We start from the raw sequence: 17,071 nt of genomic DNA, 5'->3' as shown, positions 1-17,071 counted from the left end.
CAAGCCGCTAGAGCGCGCGTTCCCCGCCTCCGGCTCAGGGCGTGACCACGCTGACAAGGCGCGGTTCGGTCGCCGCTTCCCAGCTGCCGTCGGCGCGGCGGCCCAGCGCATTGGCCTTGATCGGCGCGGCCCCGGCGCGGATGCCCTTGTGGCCGAGCCGCTCAAGCTCCGCCTGCATCGCCACCAGCGGCGTGCCTTCCTCGATCAACAGGCTATCGCCGAACGACATCGCAAAGGGCAGCGCCAGCGCCTCTTGCGCGCTCAGGCGGAAGTCGAGCACGCCGATGATCGCGCGCGCCACGGTGACGGGGATAGTCGGGCCGCCGGCCGCCCCGATCACCAGCACGATCCGCCCTTGCGCATCATAGACGACGGTCGGTGCCATCGACGAGCGCGGGCGCTTGCCACCCTCGACCCGGTTGGCGACCGGCTTGCCATCGGCGGTGGGCGTCAGGGTGAAGTCGGTCAATTCGTTGTTGAGATAGAAGCCCTTGAAAAACAGCCCTGAACCGAAGGCGCCTTCGATGGTCGAGGTGTAGCTAACCGCATTGCCCTGCCCATCGACCACGGCAAAGTGGGTGGTGCCGTTCTCCGGCTCCTCTGGCCCATCCCCCCGCGCAAGCGGCGCGCCGGGGGGCACTCCGGCTTCAGGCTTCGCGATCCGCGCGTCGGGAGAAATCAGCGCCGAGCGCTGGGCAAGATAGCCGCGATCCACCATCCCGCTGACCGGCACGGCGACGAAATCGGCATCGCCCGAATAGAGCTCGCGGTCGGCATAGGCGAGACGCTGGCTCTCGATGAACAGGTGCCAGAACTGCGGACTGTCGGGGCCGAGCGCGGCAAGATCGAAGCGCTCAAGCTGGCCGAGCATCTGCACCACCGCGATCCCGCCGGAGGAGGGCGGGCCCATGCCGCAGACCTTGTAAACCCGGTAGCGCGCGCAGACCGGGGGGCGTTCCTTGGCGGCGTAGGCGGTGACGTCGGCGGGGGTCATGCGCCCGTCCTGCGGGGTCTCGCCCGCGACATAGGCGGCGAGCTGCGCGGCGGCCGTGCTGCCATACATCGCCTGCGGGCCTTCCTTGGCGAGCGTGCGGAAGGTGGCGGCGAGCTCGGGCACCCGGATCGTCGTGCCGACCGGCAGCGGGTTGCCGTCCGCGCCGAAGAACACCGCCTTGGCGGCCGGGCTCTTATCGGCGCGGCCCTTGTTGCCGTTCAGCGATTCGTAGAGCCGCTTGTTCATCACGAAGCCGTCTTCGGCGAGCGCGATGGCGGGTTCGAACAGCTTGGCCCAGGGTAGCGTGCCGTGTTCTGCGTGCGCCTTGGCGGCGAGAGCGATATTGCCTGGCACCCCGACGCTGAGGCCCGAGAAGACGCGCGGTTCGCGCGGGAGCACCTTGCCGCTGGCGTCGAGGAAGCGGGTCGGCGTGGCGGCGGCAGGCGCGGTCTCGCGGCCATCGTAAGTGACGAGCGCACCGCTCTTGGCATCGCTGCGCACCATGAACCCGCCGCCGCCAATGCCGGAGCTCTGCGGTTCGACCACGGTCAGTGCCAGCATCACGGCAATCGCGGCGTCGACCGCCGAGCCGCCCTGCGCGAGGATCGCCTCGCCCGCCGCGGTCGCGCGCGGATCGGCGCTGCTGACCGCGCCGGTGGTGACCGGAGCCGCGGCGGTGGCGGGGGGCGGCGTAGCGGCGCAGGCGGACAGGGCCAGCGCCAGCGGGGCGAACAGGGCAGGAAAGATGCGCATGGGCAGCGGTGCTATTCGCTTCCCACCGCTTCGGCAATGCTGCTGAACCCGTCGCGCCGCATCAGCGCCTCCAGCCCGCGCACGATCTGCCCGCCAAGGCCCGGGCCTTCATAGACCATCGCCGAATAGAGCTGCACCAGCGAAGCGCCTGCGCGGATGCGCTCCCAGGCGTGCTCGGCGGTGGCGATGCCGCCGACACCGACGAGGGGAATCGCAGCCCCGGTCGCCTTGCGGAAATCGCGCAGGCGCTGGGTGGCCAGCTTGCGCAAGGGCGCGCCCGAGAGGCCACCGGTCTCGCCTGCGTGATGCGAGCGCAGAGCGGGCCGCGAGATCGTGGTGTTCGACACCACCAGCGCGCCCAGCTGCTTGTCCAATGCGATGCGGGCGATGGCGTCGATATCGGCAGGCTCGAGATCGGGCGCGACCTTGAGGAAGATCGGCACCGCCGCGCAGCCCGCTTCATCCCGCGCCGCGATCACCGCATCGAGCAGGCCGGTCAGCGCGCTTTCGTCCTGAAGCGCGCGCAGGCCGGGCGTGTTGGGACTGGAGATATTGACGCACAGATAGTCCGCGACCGGCGCCATCATCCGCGCCATCACGGCATAATCGGCGATGCGATCCGCCGAATCCTTGTTCGCGCCAATGTTGACCCCGACGATGCCGGGCCGCCCGGCGCGCGCTTGCAAACGCGCCAGAGCCGCCGCGCCGCCCCCATTGTTGAACCCCATGCGGTTAATCACCGCGCTGTCCTCAACCAGCCGGAACAGCCTTGGCTTGGGGTTGCCCGCCTGCGGCAGCGGGGTGATCGAGCCGACCTCGGTGAACCCGAAACCGAGGCCCAGCAGCGCGTCGGGCACCTCGGCATCCTTGTCGAACCCCGCCGCCACGCCGACCGGATTGGGGAAGGCGAGGCCCGCCACCTGTATTGCCAGCGGGCCATGCGCCCCAGCCGCTGCGCGCAGCGGCAGCGCGGCGAGCGCGCGGAGGGCGAGCCGGTGTCCGGTTTCGGAATCAAGAGCGAAGAGCGCGGGCTTTATCAGACGGAAGAGCATCGCCGTCCGGCCTATGGCAGCAGACCCGCGATGTCGAGTGGATCACCCAAAACAAGCCTTGTGCAGAATTATTTCATTTAGATTACAGAAGGCTAATCTGCATTACCCCCGGTTCGGGGGGAATTGCTTGTCGCTTGCATACAATCCCGCGAACGAATCGCAGGCTATGTGCCTGCCTGCGACCCGAAGGGCTCGGAGCAGTGATGCAAAGAGTTCCTCAACTCAGATGGGCGGCGCCTCTCCTGGGGTGCCGCCCCTTTTTGTTGGTTTTGCCACTTTTGACTGGCAGGCCAAATCCGGCAATAGTGGCAAGTCCTTGCCATGGATGCCCCATCGACCTCCTCCGATCTGACCCGCGACCCGCCGGGCGATGACGCTGCGCTGACAGCGGCACGGCTGATTGCTGTCGACTACATCGCCCCGCCCGAGGCCATCGCGCCCTTCGTCACCACGCTCTACCATTTCCGCTGCGACGAGCTCCAGATCCGCGACATCCAGCCAGCCGCGATCGGCAATCTGTGCCTGTTTCCCTACGGCACGGGCGAGATGCACTTTGCCCAGGGGCATCGTGATCCGAACCATCCGATTGGCCTGCTGACCCCGCTCTCGCGCGCAACCCCGATTGTGGTGGCGGGGCCGTTCCATGCCTTTGGCGCTGCTCTCAGTCCGGTGGGCTGGGCGGCACTGACGGGCCTCCACGCCGGGCAGCACCGCGACCGGCTGCTGCCCGCCGCGCAGGTGCTCGGGCCGGAGATCGAGGAACTGGGCGCGCGCCTCATCGCCGCCTACCGGCAGAACACCATGTCCGGCCGCGAATGTGCCTTGGCGCTGGGCGACTTCATCGGTCGCAACGTCAAGCCGATCAACCCGCGCCATCTCGAACTGATGGCGGCCACCGCGCGCTGGCTCGGGGCATCGTTCAACCCCGAAGTGGGCGAGCTGGCAGGCGTCGCGGGCTATTCGGCGCGGCAGGTGCAGCGGCTGGTAGAGCGTTACTTCGGCCTCCCCCCGCGCGCGCTCGCCCGCAAATATCGCGCCCTGCGCGCCGCGGCCCTGCTTTCGGCCCCCGCACTTTCGCTTGAGGACGAGGCGGAAATCTCCGAGGCCTTCTTCGATCAGCCGCACATGATCCGCGAGATCACCCACTTCGTCGGCCGCACCCCGGCGCGGCTCGGCGATCCCTCGACGCCCTATCTTGCCGAGATGATCGACGCGCGCAATCTGCGCGAACTGGAGCCGTGACGGCGGCGGGGCCATGGCAAAGACCTGACTCGACAAGTTGCTGAGGTTGCGCAACAAGGTCGCAAACAGGGTCGCGCCGAACCAGAACAGGGGGTCTCCGCTTGCGGAGAGGGTTGGGTTGCAATTCCGATCAAGGGTGATCGCGCCGCCTGCTGAAGTGGCGGGGCTGATCAACACATTCTACGTCATCGAAACCGCCGAAGAACGGGTCGCGGAACCGGTGCCCGCCTACTCGGCGCAGCTGGTGATCATGGTGCGGGGGCAGACCCGCTTCACCTTTGCCCACGGTCAGACTGCGGCCTCGTCCACCATCACGATCAACGCGCCGCAGATGCGCGCAGCCCAGTGCGTGATCGAAGGCCCGGCCTTGCAGATCGGCGCTTCGCTCACCCATATCGGATGGCAGCGGCTGGCCGGACTGCCGGCCGATGCCGTCCACGATCAGCTGATCCCGGCCGAGGCGGTGCTGACCCCTGACCAGATTACCATGCTCGAAAACGCGGCTGCCGCCTGCCGCGCAGGGCGGATCGCCCCAGAGGAACTGTGCGCCCCGCTGGCCGCCGTGGTCGCCGCCGCACCCTTCACGCCGCGCGCCGAGCACAATGCCGTCGCCGAGGCGATCCTGCACTGGCTGGCGAGCAGCCTCGACCCCAAGGTCGCCGATCTCCATGCCAGCGTCGGCGTGTCGCCGCGCCAGTTGCAGCGCATCTGCCGCCGCTATTTCGGGGTCGCCCCGGCGCAGGTGCTCAAGCGCTTCCGGGCGCTGCGGGCAGCCATGGTGTTGGCGCAGCCGGGCCTCAGCCAGGAAGTGCACGACCGGCTGATGGAGACCTTTTTCGATCAGGCCCACCTGATCCGCGACATCCGCCGCTACACCGGGCGCACGCCGTCGCAGCTGCGGCAGGAGTCGCTCGGGCGCAGCCTGCTCGATCCCGCTGCGCATGGCGACGCGGGCGCGCCGCTCAAGTCGGCGGCGGAGTAACGCCGGCCAGCGCTTTGGCGGTTGTAATGCGAGCGAAACGCTCCTAATTGCCAATTCGGACTGATTCCGTCCGAATTGAGAACCGCTCGCAATATGCGCCTGTCCAACCTTGCCGATTATGCCGTCATCACGATGTGCCAGGCCGCCTTGCATTGCGGCAACGGCCGGGTGAGCGCGGCGGAGCTTGCGACCGAGACCGGGCTGCCGGTGCCGACGGTGCAGAAGCTGGTCTCGAAGCTGACCGCGGCGGGCCTGCTGCGGAGCGTGCGCGGCGCGCATGGCGGCCTTCAGCTCGGGCGCCCGGCGGCGGCGATCACGGTGGCGGACATCGTCGAGGCGATCGAGGGCCGCATCGCGCTCACCGCCTGCGTCGATCACACCGCCTGCGATTACGAGGCCGGGTGCAACATGAAGCCGCACTGGCCGATCATCAACAATGCGCTGCGCGGCGCGCTGGCGGGGATCACCCTTGCCCAGCTGCGCGGCCCTGTCGTCCATACGGCGACCACCCCCGAGGAACACCCGGCATGAGCGAAGAGATCGACATTCAAGACCGTGAGGCCCGCGAGGCCGCCGCCAAGGTCGCCGATTACGAGCATGGCTGGTCATCGGACATCGAAACCGAATTCGCGCCCAAAGGCCTCAGCGAAGACACCGTCCGCTTCATCAGCGCCAAGAAGAACGAGCCCGAATGGATGCTCGACTGGCGCCTTAAGGCCTTCCGCCTGTGGCAGACGATGGAAGAGCCTGACTGGGCCAAGATCGGCTATCCCCCGATCGACTATCAGGACGCCTATTACTACGCCGCGCCCAAGAAGAAGATCGAGCTCGACAGCCTCGACGACCTCGATCCCGAGATCAAGCGCGTCTACGACAAGCTCGGCATCCCGCTGGGCGAGCAGGAAGTGCTTGCCGGGGTGAAGGGCGCGAAGAAGGTCGCGGTGGATGCGGTGTTCGATAGCGTCAGCGTCGCCACCAGCTTCCGCGAGGAATTGCTGCGCGCGGGCGTGATCTTCCTCTCGATCTCCGAGGCGATCCGCGAATATCCCGGTCTGGTGAAGAAGTGGCTCGGCAAGGTCGTGCCGGTGCGCGACAACTACTTCGCGGCGCTCAATTGCGCGGTCTTCTCGGACGGCACCTTCGTCTATGTGCCCGAAGGCGTGCGCTGCCCGATGGAGCTTTCGACCTATTTCCGCATCAATGCCGAGAACACCGGCCAGTTCGAACGCACGCTGATCATCGCCGACAAGGGCGCCTATGTCAGCTACCTCGAAGGCTGCACCGCGCCGATGAGGGACGAAAACCAGCTCCACGCCGCAGTAGTGGAACTGGTCGCATTGGACGATGCCGAGATCAAATATTCGACCGTGCAGAACTGGTATCCCGGCAATGCCGAGGGCAAGGGCGGCATCTACAACTTCGTCACCAAGCGCGCGCTGTGCCAGGGGGACCGCTCGAAGGTCAGCTGGACTCAGGTCGAAACCGGTTCGGCGGTGACGTGGAAATACCCCTCCTGCGTCCTCAACGGCGAGGATAGCGTGGGCGAGTTCTACTCGGTCGCGGTCACCAACAATTACCAGCAGGCCGACACCGGCACCAAGATGATCCACAACGGCAAGAACAGCCGCTCGACGATCATCTCCAAGGGGATTTCGGCCGGAAGATCGAACAACACCTATCGCGGCCTCGTCCGCGTCGGGCCGACCGCGAGCGGCGTGCGCAACTTCACCCAGTGCGACAGCCTGCTGCTCGGCGACCAGTGCGGCGCGCACACCGTGCCCTATATCGAGGTGAAGAACCCCAGCGCCCAGATCGAGCACGAGGCGACCACCTCCAAGATCAGCGACGAACAGCTGTTCTACGCAATGCAGCGCGGCCTCGGCGAAGAGGAAGCCGTGGCGCTGATCGTCAACGGCTTTGCCAAGGACGTGCTGAAAGAGCTGCCGATGGAGTTTGCCGTCGAAGCGCAGAAGCTGCTGGCGATTTCGCTGGAAGGGAGCGTGGGGTGAACCTGACGCCTACCGATACGGCAAAGCGCACAAACTCCCCTCCCCTTCAGGGGAGGGGCCGGGGGTGGGGCCTATCCGCAAACGCCTTGGCGGAGTTGAAGCAGCGCGCTCGCGAAATGCGCGGCAACCCCACCGAACCCGAGAAGCGGCTGTGGCGCGAGGTGTCCGGAAGTCGGTTCGAGGGCTTCAAGTTCCGCCGTCAGGAAGTGATCGGTCGCTGCATCGTCGATTTCTGGTGCCCTTCTGCGCAGTTGGCCATCGAGGTGGACGGCGACACGCATTCCGACCCGGACAAGGATGCGCGGCGCGATGCCTATCTCAAGCAGTTTGGTGTGCGAGTGCTGCATGTGACCAATCCCGATGTCATGGGAAATATTGAAGGGGTGATGTTCGTGATCGGCGAGGCTTTGCGTGAGGCGGTTATCCCCCACCCCAACCCCTCCCCTGAAGGGGAGGGGCTAAAGTGACCACCCGCAAAACCCTCGCCCTCAACCCCGAGGCCGCCTCCTCCGCCGAAGCCCCTGCGCTCAAGAAGAAGGGCCGTGGGTGGGAGATTTCGGAGAAGCGGCTCGATGCCCTGCACGAACAGGCGCGCGAGCTGCGGCGGCACTCGTCCGAGGCGCACAAGGCGCTCGCCGCCAAGTTCGCCGCCGCCGACATGGGCCGCTACACCTTCAAGCGCCACGCGGTGGTCGGCTCGGCGATTGTCGATTTCAACTGCCACAACCTCGGCCTCGCGCTCGCGATCGACGAGGAGGGGCAGAACGACACCCTCGCCAAGCGCCGCGACAAGAGCCTCGAAAGCGTCGGGATCAAGGTGATGCGCATCGCCGCCAGCGATATCCTCACCGATATCGACGCGGTGCTGAGGCAGCTCACCCTCGTCATGCGCGAGCGGATCGAGGAGCGCAAAGCCGCCGCCCGCGCGCACAAGGCCGCCAACCCCAAGCAGACCTACGAGCGCCCCAAGCGCCGTTCGGACGACCGCAACGGCGAACGCGCCGACAAAGGGGGCACCGATCGCGGCGCGGATCGTTCCGCCAGCACCAGACCCTCAACCCGGAGCCGCAAGCCGTGATCGTCGCAACCGTTCTCGCCCCCCTGTTCATCCTGCAAGCCGCCGGCGAAGCTCTCCTCGCCGTCAAGAACGACAATCCGGAAACCTGGACGGTCGAATATCCGCGCCTGATCCAGCCCTATGTCGCCGATTATCGCCGCTGCCTCACCGTCGCCAACCGGCGCATCGCGGGCACGGCCGATTTCGAGGCCCAGCACGCGGCCGACGTGGCGCGCTGTGCCGAAGTGAAGGCCAAGGCGATTGCCGCCTCCAACACCGACCTCGCCGGGGCCAAGACGACGCTTACCCCGGAACAGGTGGACACCCTGTTCGACAATATCGGCAAGATCCACATCGCCCGCGGGCGCGATCTCGACCAGCAATTCCTCGCGCGCATGGCCGGCGCTGCCAATGCGAGCGACACCTATGAGGCCGAGCGGCCCAAGGGGCTGGTGATCGAACTGCGCGATGCCAGCGTGGTCAAGGCCCGCACCGATGCGAGCGCCGCCGCCGCCGAAGCCAGCAAGGACACACCCTAATGCTTACCATCACCGATCTCCACGCCAGCGTCGGGGACAAGCCGATCCTCAAGGGTCTCTCGCTCCATGTGCCTGCGGGGGAAATCCACGCGATCATGGGCCCCAACGGCGCGGGCAAATCGACCCTGACCAATGTGCTGGGCGGCAAGCCGGGGTACGAGGTGACCGCTGGCAGCGTGACCTTCCGGGGTGAGGATCTGCTGGCCTTGGAACCGCACGAGCGCGCGGCGAAAGGCCTGTTCCTCGGCTTCCAGTACCCGGTCGAGATCCCCGGCGTCTCCAACGTCCAGTTCCTGCGCGAGGCGCTGAACGCGCAGCGCAAGGCGCGTGGGGACGAACCGCTGTCGGGCGGCGAGTTCCTCAAGCTCGCCAAGGACAAGGCGGGCCTGCTCAAGATGGACATGGAAATGCTGAAAAGGCAGGTCAATGTCGGCTTCTCGGGCGGCGAGAAGAAGCGCGCCGAGATGGTGCAGATGGGCATTCTCGACCCGGCCTTTGCGGTGCTGGACGAGACGGACTCGGGCCTCGATATCGACGCGCTGCGGATCGTGGGCGCAGGGATCAATGCGATCATGCGCGCGCCCGACAAGGCGGTGCTGCTGATCACCCACTACCAGCGCCTGCTCGACGTCGTGAAGCCCGACAAGGTCAGCATCCTTGCGGGCGGCCGCATCGTCGAGACCGGCGGGCCGGAACTCGCCCTGAGGCTCGAGGCCGAGGGCTATGACGCGGTGATGGCGTGACGGTAGCGACCCTCCCTACCCGCCGCGAGGAAGCCTGGCGCTATGCCGACATGGACGGCGTGGCGCGGCTTGGCGTCGCGGCGCTTGACCAGTGGCAGGCGATCGACGTTCCCGCGGGCGAGAGCCTAACGCGCTGCCTCGTCGTCGGCTCCGACGCGCCCGAACTGCATCGCTTCCGCGTGACGCTGGGCGAAGGCGCGAGCGCCGCTTTCTTCGTTACCAATGCGGGCGGCGATTACACCCGGGTCGAGGTCGAAGTGCGCCTCGCCAAGGGGGCACATTTCGAATTCGGCGGGGTGACGATTGGCGGGGCTGGCGTCACGCGCGAGTTCATCACGCAGGTCATTCACGCAGAGCCCGAGGCGACCTCGAACCAGACCGTCCGCGCGGTTCACTGGGCTGGCGCGACCGGCAATTTCCTCGGCGAGATCAAGGTCGCGCGCCATGCGCAGAAGACCGATGCGGCGCAGGATTTCAAGGGCTTGCTGCTTGAGGCAGGCGCAAGCGCCAATGCCGTTCCGCAGCTCGAAATCTTCGCCGACGATGTGAAATGTGCCCACGGCGCGACAGTCGGCGCGCTCGACGAACAGGCGCGCTTCTACATGATGGCGCGCGGGCTCGATCCCGCCACGGCGCAGCGCCTGCTGGTGCAGGCCTTCATCGGCGACGCCTTCGTCGCGCTGGAGGACGAGAGCGAGCGCGAGCGGCTGCTCGATGCCGCGCTGGCGGCGCTGGAGGGGGCCAAGCTGTGAGCCTGATCCTCGTCCTGGCCTTGGCGCAGGCACCGGCTTTCACCGGCACCGTGCCGCAGCCCAATGCGCAGCTTGGCGCGGCGCATGATTGCCTGCGCGCGGGCGTGGCCGAACGGCTTGCCGCCAATGCCCCCGCCCCCAATGCGGACGAGCGCTGGGGCTGGGCGATGCAGATCGCGGACACCTGCGAGGCACAGATCAACGCCGCCGCCGATTCCGCCGATGCGGTCTATTGGACCAATAGCCACGCGCAAACCACCATCACCAAGCGGCAGATGCTGAAGGCCGAAGCCAGCTACTTCGCCGATCGCCTGATCCGCGAGCATTACGAGGCCAAGGCATGAACGCGCCTGCGACCATCGAGCGCGACCTCAGGGCCGATTTCCCCGGCATGGTCACCCATGACGGCACACCCTGGCACTACCTCGACACCGCCGCCACCGCGCAGAAGCCGCGCAGCGTTATCGACGCCATGGCGCGCGCGCTGGGGGAGGATTACGCGACCGTCCACCGCGGGGTCTACACCCGCTCGGCCGAGATGACGCTCGCTTACGAGGCGGCGCGGCGCACCGTCGCCCGCTTCATCGGCGGCACCGAGGACGAGCTGGTCTTCACCCGCGGCGCGACCGAAGCGATCAATCTCGTCGCGCAGACCTGGGGCCGCGCAAACCTCAAACCCGGCGACCGCATCCTGCTGTCGCAGGCCGAGCATCATTCGAACATCGTGCCGTGGCAGATGGTGGCCGAGGAAGTCGGCGCGCAGATCGACGTGTGCCCGCTGACCGACGACCACCGGATCGACCTCGATGCGGCAGAGGCGATGCTGACCGAGCGGCACAAGCTGGTCGCGCTGGGCCATGTCTCGAACGTCACCGGCGCGCTGCTCGATGCCCCGCGCGCTGCCGCATTGGCGCACAGGGTGGGCGCGAAGCTGCTGCTCGACGGGTGCCAGAGCGCGCCGCACATGGGGGTCGATGTCGCGGCACTGGCTTGCGACTTCTACGTCTTCTCCGCGCACAAGCTCTACGGCCCGACCGGGATCGGGGCGCTGTGGGCGCGGGCGGACATTCTCGCCGCAATGCCCCCCTATCAGGGCGGCGGGGCGATGATCGACCGGGTAACCTTCGCCAAGACCACCTATGCCAGCGGGCCGCAGCGGTTCGAGGCGGGCACCCCTGCGATCACCGAGGCGGTCGCCTTTGCGGCTGCCGTGGACTACGTCAGCGCCATCGGCCCCGCGCACATCCACGCCCACGAGCAACAGCTCGTCGCCAAGCTCCGCCGCGAACTGGGCGCAATGAACGATGTGCGCCTGTTCGGCCCCGCCGACAGTGCCGGAATCGTCAGTTTCGCGCTGGACGACATCCACCCGCACGATCTCGGCACGATCCTTGACGAAAGCAACGTCGCGATCCGCGCCGGGCACCACTGCGCCCAGCCCTTGATGGACTACCTCGGCGTCCCTGCCACCGCGCGCGCCAGCTTCGGGCTCTATTCGACCGAGGCCGATGTCGACGCGCTGCTCGCCGGGATCGCCCGCACCCGCAAGATTTTTGGAAGAGGATGAGAGCGATGGACAGCTCGACCGAAAAGCCCCCCCGCGCCCGCGTGGAAGATGCAATCGACGACGAGGCGGGCGCCACTCCCGCGCCGCGCCAGCGCGACTATCTCGACGGCTTTCTCGCCGCCAAGCCGCCTGAAGGCCCGATCGGTGGTGCGGGAAGCGACCTTCAGGCCGATGTGATCGAAGCCCTGCGGGAAATCTTCGACCCGGAAATCCCGGTGAACATCTACGACCTGGGCCTGATCTATGGCGTCGAAGTGGACGAGAACCGCGACGCCACCGTCACCATGACGCTGACGACCCCGCATTGCCCTGTGGCGGAATCGATGCCCGGCGAGGTCGAACTGCGCGTCTCCAGCGTGCCGGGGATCCGCGATGCCGAGGTCAATCTCGTGTGGGATCCGCCGTGGGGGCCGCACAAGATGAGCGACGAGGCGCGGCTCGAATTGGGGATGCTGTGAGCGACACCATCGCCCTTGCCATCGGCCTTGCCGACTATAACGACCCGCGCGATGCGGCTGACGTGGTGGCGCTGCTCGATGCCTATGCGCGCGATCCGATGGGGGGCGGCGCGCCCCTCGCCGAGACGACCAAGGCGCGCCTCGCGAGCGATCTGGCGGCCAATCCGCAGGCCTTCTCGTTGCTGGCACGCATCGGCGCGCGCGCCTTAGGCCTTGCCAATTGCTTCATGGGCTATTCGACCTTCGCCGCCGCGCCGCTGGTCAATATCCACGATCTTGCTGTCCTGCCCGGCCATCGCGGCGCAGGGATCGGCAAGGCGCTGCTCGCGGCAGTCGAGGCCGAGGCCTTGAAGCGCGGGGCGTGCAAGATCACATTGGAAGTGCTGAGCGGCAATCCGGCGCGGCATCTCTATGCCCGCGAAGGCTATGGCGACTACCAGCTCGATCCCGCCACCGGGCACGCGCTGTTCTGGCAGAAGAGGCTCAAATGACCGAAACCACCACCCGCGCCGCGCCGAAGGCCGCCGTCACCCTGACGCCCTCTGCCGAGGCGCGCATCGCCGATCTGATGAGCAAGGCTCCCGAAGACGCCATCGGCGTCAAGCTCTCCACCCCCCGGCGCGGCTGTTCGGGCCTTGCCTATTCGGTCGATTACGTCACCACCGAAGCGAAGTTCGACGAGAAGATCGTCACCCCGGGCGGCGTGTTCTACATCGACGGGGCAAGCGTGCTCTACCTCGTCGGCTCTGTCATGGACTGGCGCGAGGACGATTTCAGCGCGGGCTTCGTGTTCGAAAACCCCAACGCCAAGGGCGCCTGCGGCTGCGGCGAAAGCTTCATGGTCTGAGACGCCTGCCAGGGCGAACAGCGCGCGGACAATCACGCCGCCGTTGTCGCCTGCTGGCAGGTTCTTGCGCGGTTTTGCGCAGACCTTGGCGCGCGGCCACGTGTTTCACGTGAAACATTGCGCCGCCTGGACGGCTGCTCAGTCCTCGGCAGCGATCCGCGCGATCAGGCGGCTTTCCAGCTCGTCGGTCTCGCCATCGGCAGCGATCATCTTTTCGAGCCACTCGGCCTCGAAATCCGTCACCACCTCGCCCGCAGCGGCAAGCGCTTCGTAATCGGTGCCAGCAGGCTTCTTGCGCCCGAACACCTTGCCGAAGTGGTTGGCCGCCTGGGGTGCCTCACGCACCATGCGACCGAAGAAGCGCCCGACATTGGCCTGATTGTCAGCGACAAAGGCCTCCAGCTCACGGCGGCGCTCGTGGGTCAGCTGGGCGTTCTTGAGGGTGAAGCCCTTGAGATAATTGGCAACGCCATCGATGAACAGATCGTCCCACTCAGCCGCGTTCTCCTCGGCGAGGGTTTCGTCCTTGAGGCGGAACAGCAGTTCGGCATCGAAGCGCGTGACAGCCGCCGGGCCGTGGCCGCCGCTGGCAAAGATCACGCGGCGGATGATGCGACATTCGGCCGCCGTGATACGGGTCGCGGCGAGTTCGCCGCCGCAGCGGGTCGGCCCGGTGCCGGTCAGGACTTCGCGCTCGACCACATCCAGAACGTAGTTCTTGAGCCGGTCAGGGGTGTTCTCGGCGCGCTCGATGATCCGCACCAGGGTTTCGAGTTCGACCATGCTCTCGACCTTGCCGTCGGCCTCGATCTGGCCGATCAGCCACTCCGCCTCCTCGAGCGAGCATTGCAGGCGCGGCGGGGTGCCGTTGAGCACGAATTCGCCCACCGCCTCGACGAAGAAGTCGCACCATTCGGGGGTGCGCGTGGTCAGTGCGCGGTTGAGTTCGAACAGCGCTTCGGCCTCGGCGCGGGTGATGATGCCATCGCCCCAGCCTTCGCGGCGCAGCGCGAGCAGCTCTTCGGCGGTGATCCGGCCGTCGGCGGCGGCGGCCTTCGCCACGGCCATGAATTGGGTCGTCATGCTGGTGCTGTCCCCTGAGATTGCGCACGGGGCATGGCACAGACAGGCTTAAGACCGCGTTACCGCTTTTCGACCTCGCGGATGCAGCTGCCCGGATCGGTCGGCGCCCCGCCCTGCCGCAGCCGCGCCTCGACATGGGTCGCGGTCGGCTCGGGCGCGCTGGCGGTGACGGGGTAGAGGTAGATGTCGAGCACGCAGGCGGGCCCGGCAAACTGGAGCTTCCTCGCATCGCCCTCGGCAAGATCAATGCGGGGGTTGCCGAACCGGCGGGTGAGCGCGGCGGCGGGCGCGCCGATCACGCCGTCGAGCCCGGCGGGCGCCATGACCTCGGGCACGACCACGATGGAGCTGCGCGGGGCGCTGGACGGTTTGGCGGGCGCCGCCGAGGCGCGGGCCGGGCGCGGGCCGCTCCCGCCCGAGCCGCAGCCTCCGAGCACCAGCGCCGCAAGCGCAAGGAGGGCGAACGCGCGCCTCATGCCGCGCCCCCGTCTGCCGCGATCCGGCGCAGCACCAGATGCGTCCCCGCCGCCGCGCCGATCACTGGCGCGAGGAAATTGACCAGCGGCACCAGCATCAGCCCGGCCACGCCTGCGCCCAGCAGCACCCGCTCGCCCCACGGCACCGGATTGGCGCGCTCCCCGCCCGGCCCGCAATGCCGCACCCACGCCATATCGGTGAATTCGCGCCCCATCAGCACAGCATTCACGCCAAGGAATACCAGCCCCGGCCCAATCGCGGTGAACAGCAACAGCACCGCCAATGGCAGCGCCAGCAGGTTATAGCCCAGCACCCGCAGCAGCCCCCGCAGCGCCAGCGACACCTCGCGCGCCAGCGGCAGAGGCCGCGCCCGCTCGGCCAGCGCCGGGTAGTGCCGCGCCTCGACCGCCGCCACCACCTCGTCGGCGAAGAACTGGAGCACCATCAGCGCCACCACCCGGAACAGCAGCCAGAACGCCACAAGCGCGACCAGCACCATCGCAGCGATCAGCAACGGCCCGCCGATGACCGGGGGGATCAGCGCCGCGAACCACTCACTCTCCGCCATCAGCGGGATCGCGGCATAGAGCCCCGCGCCCGCCACGGCGAACAGCACCAGCGTCACCGCCACGCTCTTGACCAGCACCGCCACCACGGCACGGTCGCCCAGCTGGCCAATGGCTTTCATCATCGCGGCGAGGACGGCGGACATGGCCCACCCGATGCGGCGGCCCTCGCGTGAAGTCAACGCACCTGCCGTCCCCACGCACAGATGGCTTGGCGCACGCGACGAAGGCGGCTAGGCGGAGCGCGCTTTTTCTCAACCCAAGGAACCCCCAAGTGCCCGACACCGCCCCCCGTTACGACGTGATCGCCATCGGCAATGCCGTGGTCGACGTGATCGCCTCTTGCGAGGAGGAGCTGATCGAGGAGCTGCAACTGAACCGCGGCGGCATGACCCTGATCGACGAGGCGCGGGCCGAGGAACTCTACGAAGCCATGCCGCCCGCCCGCGAGCTTTCGGGCGGGTCGGCGGCGAACACGCTGGCGGGGCTCGCCACGCTCGGCCTGCAATGCGCCTTCATCGGGCAGGTCGCCGACGACCAGCTCGGCAAGGTGTTCCGCCACGATATGCGCGCCACCGGCATCGACTTCGACACGCCCGCCCGCAGCGGCGAACCGGCGACGGGCCGCGTGCTGATCTTCGTGACGCCCGATGGCGAGCGCACGATGAACACCTTCCTCGGCGCAGGCCAGTTCCTGCCTGCCGCAGCGCTCGATGAAGAGCTGATCGCCAGCGCCGCGATCCTCTATCTCGAAGGCTATCTGTGGGATCCCGAAGAGCCCCGCCGCGCCATGCGCCGCGCCATCGAAGTCGCGCGCGAAGCGGGCCGCAAGGTCGCCTTCACCGCCTCCGAAAGCTTCGTGATCGCCCGCCACGGCGACGATTTCCGCAGCATGATCGAGGACGGCATCATCGACATCCTGTTCGTCAACGAAACCGAGCTGGCGACGCTGACGGGCGAGGACGACTTCGAGGCGGGCCTCGCCGCTGTCGCCGGCAAGGTGCCGGTGCTGGTGGCGACCCGCAGCGAGAAGGGCGCCGTCGCGATCGCGCACGGCGAGCGCGCCGAAGTCGCCGCGGTGCCGGTGATCAAGGTGGTCGACACCACCGGCGCGGGCGATCAGTTCGCGGCAGGCTTCCTGTCGGGCTATGCCAAGGGCGAGCCGCTGACCCGCTGCCTCAAGCGCGGCGCGATCTGCGCCTCGGAAGTGATCGCGCATTACGGCCCGCGGCCCGAGGCCGATATGCTCAAGCTGATGGAAGAAAGGCTTTGATGCCTTGCGTGCCCGCCTCCGCGGGCACGTCCTCGGTGCTGTTTCAAGCCCTGCGGGCTTGAGCACCTGCGGCTCACGCGCGTGCGCTCGCGGCTGCTTCACAGCCGATCAACGCCACACGGTGGGTCTGCGCCTGGATCGCCGTGTGCGATGACGCGGCGCTATTCGTCGGGCACGTAGCCCGCGTCGCGCAGGGTCACCATGTAGCCCGCGATCTGGTCGATCTGAGGGCGGGTGAGGGTGAAGTCCATATCCTCCGGGTAATTGTGCGCGTCGGCCAGCCAATCCGCGAGCGACCGCTCCGACAGCCCCGGCCGGTTGGCAATCGCGGCAAAGCTGGGCGAGGCCGGATTGGGCGAGAGGAACGGTGGCTCGACCGCATGACACCCCCCGCAAGCCGCCTCGATAAAGGCCGGCGCACGGGTATCGGGCGAGGGCGCGGTCGCCTTGCCGAGCATGGGCGGCGGATTGTCGATGCCGGGCGCGGCGGCGCAGGCGGCGAGGGCCAAGGTCGCAGCGGCGATGAAGGTGAGGCGGTGGGTCATGCTGGCCTTGTGGGCCTGCCCAAGGCCAGCGTCTTTGATCGGGATCAAATTTGCTGATCGGCACACCTGGAGGGGTTGATCGCCAACTCGCCTCCCCGGACTTGATCCGGGGCCCCACTGCCTTGTCACGCT

21 protein-coding genes are annotated in these 17,071 nt (G+C 67.6%); 15 read left to right on the top strand and 6 right to left on the bottom strand.

Annotation, left to right across the window (positions count from 1 at the left end; all coding sequences use genetic code 11):
• Positions 1–34 precede the first annotated feature (34 nt).
• Both ggt and PS060_RS06550 read right to left on the bottom strand, forming a co-directional pair.
• A complete protein-coding gene (gene ggt, locus PS060_RS06555; RefSeq protein WP_273986325.1) occupies positions 35–1,747 on the bottom strand; it encodes a gamma-glutamyltransferase in 1,713 nt (570 codons plus the stop codon).
• An 11-nt stretch (positions 1,748–1,758) separates the two neighbouring features.
• The gene (locus PS060_RS06550; RefSeq protein ID WP_273986324.1) at positions 1,759–2,799 is read right to left on the bottom strand and encodes a quinone-dependent dihydroorotate dehydrogenase; all 1,041 of its coding nucleotides are present in this window, start codon (positions 2,797–2,799) and stop codon (positions 1,759–1,761) included.
• Positions 2,800–3,120: 321 nt separating this feature from the next.
• On the opposite strand from PS060_RS06550, the gene PS060_RS06545 reads away from it, so the two are divergent.
• From PS060_RS06545 to PS060_RS06480, 14 genes are all read left to right on the top strand, one after another.
• Positions 3,121–4,041, top strand: a complete 921-nt coding sequence (locus PS060_RS06545) for a helix-turn-helix domain-containing protein (RefSeq protein WP_273986323.1) — start codon at positions 3,121–3,123, stop codon at positions 4,039–4,041.
• 136 nt (positions 4,042–4,177) lie between these two features.
• The gene (locus tag PS060_RS06540; RefSeq protein ID WP_273986322.1) at positions 4,178–5,023 is read left to right on the top strand and encodes a helix-turn-helix transcriptional regulator; all 846 of its coding nucleotides are present in this window, start codon (positions 4,178–4,180) and stop codon (positions 5,021–5,023) included.
• A gap of 93 nt (positions 5,024–5,116) precedes the next feature.
• A complete protein-coding gene (locus PS060_RS06535) occupies positions 5,117–5,554 on the top strand; it encodes an SUF system Fe-S cluster assembly regulator (RefSeq protein WP_273986320.1) in 438 nt (145 codons plus the stop codon).
• Positions 5,551–7,032, top strand: a complete 1,482-nt coding sequence (gene sufB / locus PS060_RS06530) for a Fe-S cluster assembly protein SufB (RefSeq protein WP_273986318.1) — start codon at positions 5,551–5,553, stop codon at positions 7,030–7,032. Before PS060_RS06535 ends, sufB begins: the two co-directional genes overlap by 4 nt.
• Before the next feature lie 86 nt (positions 7,033–7,118).
• Positions 7,119–7,499, top strand: coding sequence for an endonuclease domain-containing protein (locus tag PS060_RS06525; RefSeq protein ID WP_273986317.1), 381 nt, complete (start codon positions 7,119–7,121; stop codon positions 7,497–7,499).
• Complete coding sequence (locus PS060_RS06520) at positions 7,496–8,110, top strand: DUF559 domain-containing protein (RefSeq protein WP_273986316.1); 615 nt, start codon at positions 7,496–7,498, stop codon at positions 8,108–8,110. The genes PS060_RS06525 and PS060_RS06520 overlap by 4 nt, the downstream gene beginning before the upstream one ends.
• Positions 8,107–8,628: a hypothetical protein gene (locus PS060_RS06515; RefSeq protein ID WP_273986315.1), complete on the top strand. Its 522-nt coding sequence runs from the start codon at positions 8,107–8,109 to the stop codon at positions 8,626–8,628. The genes PS060_RS06520 and PS060_RS06515 overlap by 4 nt, the downstream gene beginning before the upstream one ends.
• On the top strand, positions 8,628–9,371 hold the full coding sequence (gene sufC / locus PS060_RS06510; RefSeq protein WP_273986314.1) for a Fe-S cluster assembly ATPase SufC: 744 nt from the start codon (positions 8,628–8,630) through the stop codon (positions 9,369–9,371). Before PS060_RS06515 ends, sufC begins: the two co-directional genes overlap by 1 nt.
• The gene (locus tag PS060_RS06505) at positions 9,368–10,123 is read left to right on the top strand and encodes a SufD family Fe-S cluster assembly protein (RefSeq protein WP_273986312.1); all 756 of its coding nucleotides are present in this window, start codon (positions 9,368–9,370) and stop codon (positions 10,121–10,123) included. The genes sufC and PS060_RS06505 overlap by 4 nt, the downstream gene beginning before the upstream one ends.
• Complete coding sequence (locus PS060_RS06500) at positions 10,120–10,467, top strand: hypothetical protein (protein WP_273986310.1); 348 nt, start codon at positions 10,120–10,122, stop codon at positions 10,465–10,467. Before PS060_RS06505 ends, PS060_RS06500 begins: the two co-directional genes overlap by 4 nt.
• Complete coding sequence (locus tag PS060_RS06495; protein ID WP_273986309.1) at positions 10,464–11,690, top strand: aminotransferase class V-fold PLP-dependent enzyme; 1,227 nt, start codon at positions 10,464–10,466, stop codon at positions 11,688–11,690. Before PS060_RS06500 ends, PS060_RS06495 begins: the two co-directional genes overlap by 4 nt.
• Before the next feature lie 5 nt (positions 11,691–11,695).
• Positions 11,696–12,148, top strand: a complete 453-nt coding sequence (locus tag PS060_RS06490) for an SUF system Fe-S cluster assembly protein (RefSeq protein WP_273986306.1) — start codon at positions 11,696–11,698, stop codon at positions 12,146–12,148.
• Entirely contained in the window at positions 12,145–12,639 is a 495-nt protein-coding gene (locus PS060_RS06485; protein ID WP_273986304.1) for a GNAT family N-acetyltransferase, read from the top strand. Before PS060_RS06490 ends, PS060_RS06485 begins: the two co-directional genes overlap by 4 nt.
• Positions 12,636–12,995, top strand: coding sequence for a HesB/IscA family protein (locus PS060_RS06480; RefSeq protein ID WP_273986302.1), 360 nt, complete (start codon positions 12,636–12,638; stop codon positions 12,993–12,995). Before PS060_RS06485 ends, PS060_RS06480 begins: the two co-directional genes overlap by 4 nt.
• Before the next feature lie 138 nt (positions 12,996–13,133).
• Here the strand turns inward: PS060_RS06480 and PS060_RS06475 are convergent, their stop codons facing one another.
• The 3 genes from PS060_RS06475 to PS060_RS06465 are packed head-to-tail and all read right to left on the bottom strand — an operon-like array spanning position 13,134 to position 15,267.
• Entirely contained in the window at positions 13,134–14,078 is a 945-nt protein-coding gene (locus tag PS060_RS06475) for a hypothetical protein (RefSeq protein WP_273986301.1), read from the bottom strand.
• 59 nt (positions 14,079–14,137) lie between these two features.
• On the bottom strand, positions 14,138–14,554 hold the full coding sequence (locus PS060_RS06470; protein WP_273986300.1) for a hypothetical protein: 417 nt from the start codon (positions 14,552–14,554) through the stop codon (positions 14,138–14,140).
• Positions 14,551–15,267: an EI24 domain-containing protein gene (locus PS060_RS06465; RefSeq protein WP_273986299.1), complete on the bottom strand. Its 717-nt coding sequence runs from the start codon at positions 15,265–15,267 to the stop codon at positions 14,551–14,553. The genes PS060_RS06470 and PS060_RS06465 overlap by 4 nt, the downstream gene beginning before the upstream one ends.
• Before the next feature lie 128 nt (positions 15,268–15,395).
• Between PS060_RS06465 and PS060_RS06460 the strand changes: the two genes are divergently transcribed.
• Positions 15,396–16,394, top strand: coding sequence for an adenosine kinase (locus tag PS060_RS06460; protein WP_273986298.1), 999 nt, complete (start codon positions 15,396–15,398; stop codon positions 16,392–16,394).
• A gap of 161 nt (positions 16,395–16,555) precedes the next feature.
• Here the strand turns inward: PS060_RS06460 and PS060_RS06455 are convergent, their stop codons facing one another.
• Complete coding sequence (locus PS060_RS06455) at positions 16,556–16,987, bottom strand: hypothetical protein (RefSeq protein WP_273986297.1); 432 nt, start codon at positions 16,985–16,987, stop codon at positions 16,556–16,558.
• Positions 16,988–17,071: the final 84 nt, after the last annotated feature.

The organism is Erythrobacter sp. BLCC-B19 (assembly GCF_028621955.1).
Classification (GTDB): domain Bacteria; phylum Pseudomonadota; class Alphaproteobacteria; order Sphingomonadales; family Sphingomonadaceae; genus Erythrobacter.
The sequence above is the reverse complement of the archived record's forward strand: the minus strand, read 5'-3'. Positions and strand labels throughout refer to the sequence as shown.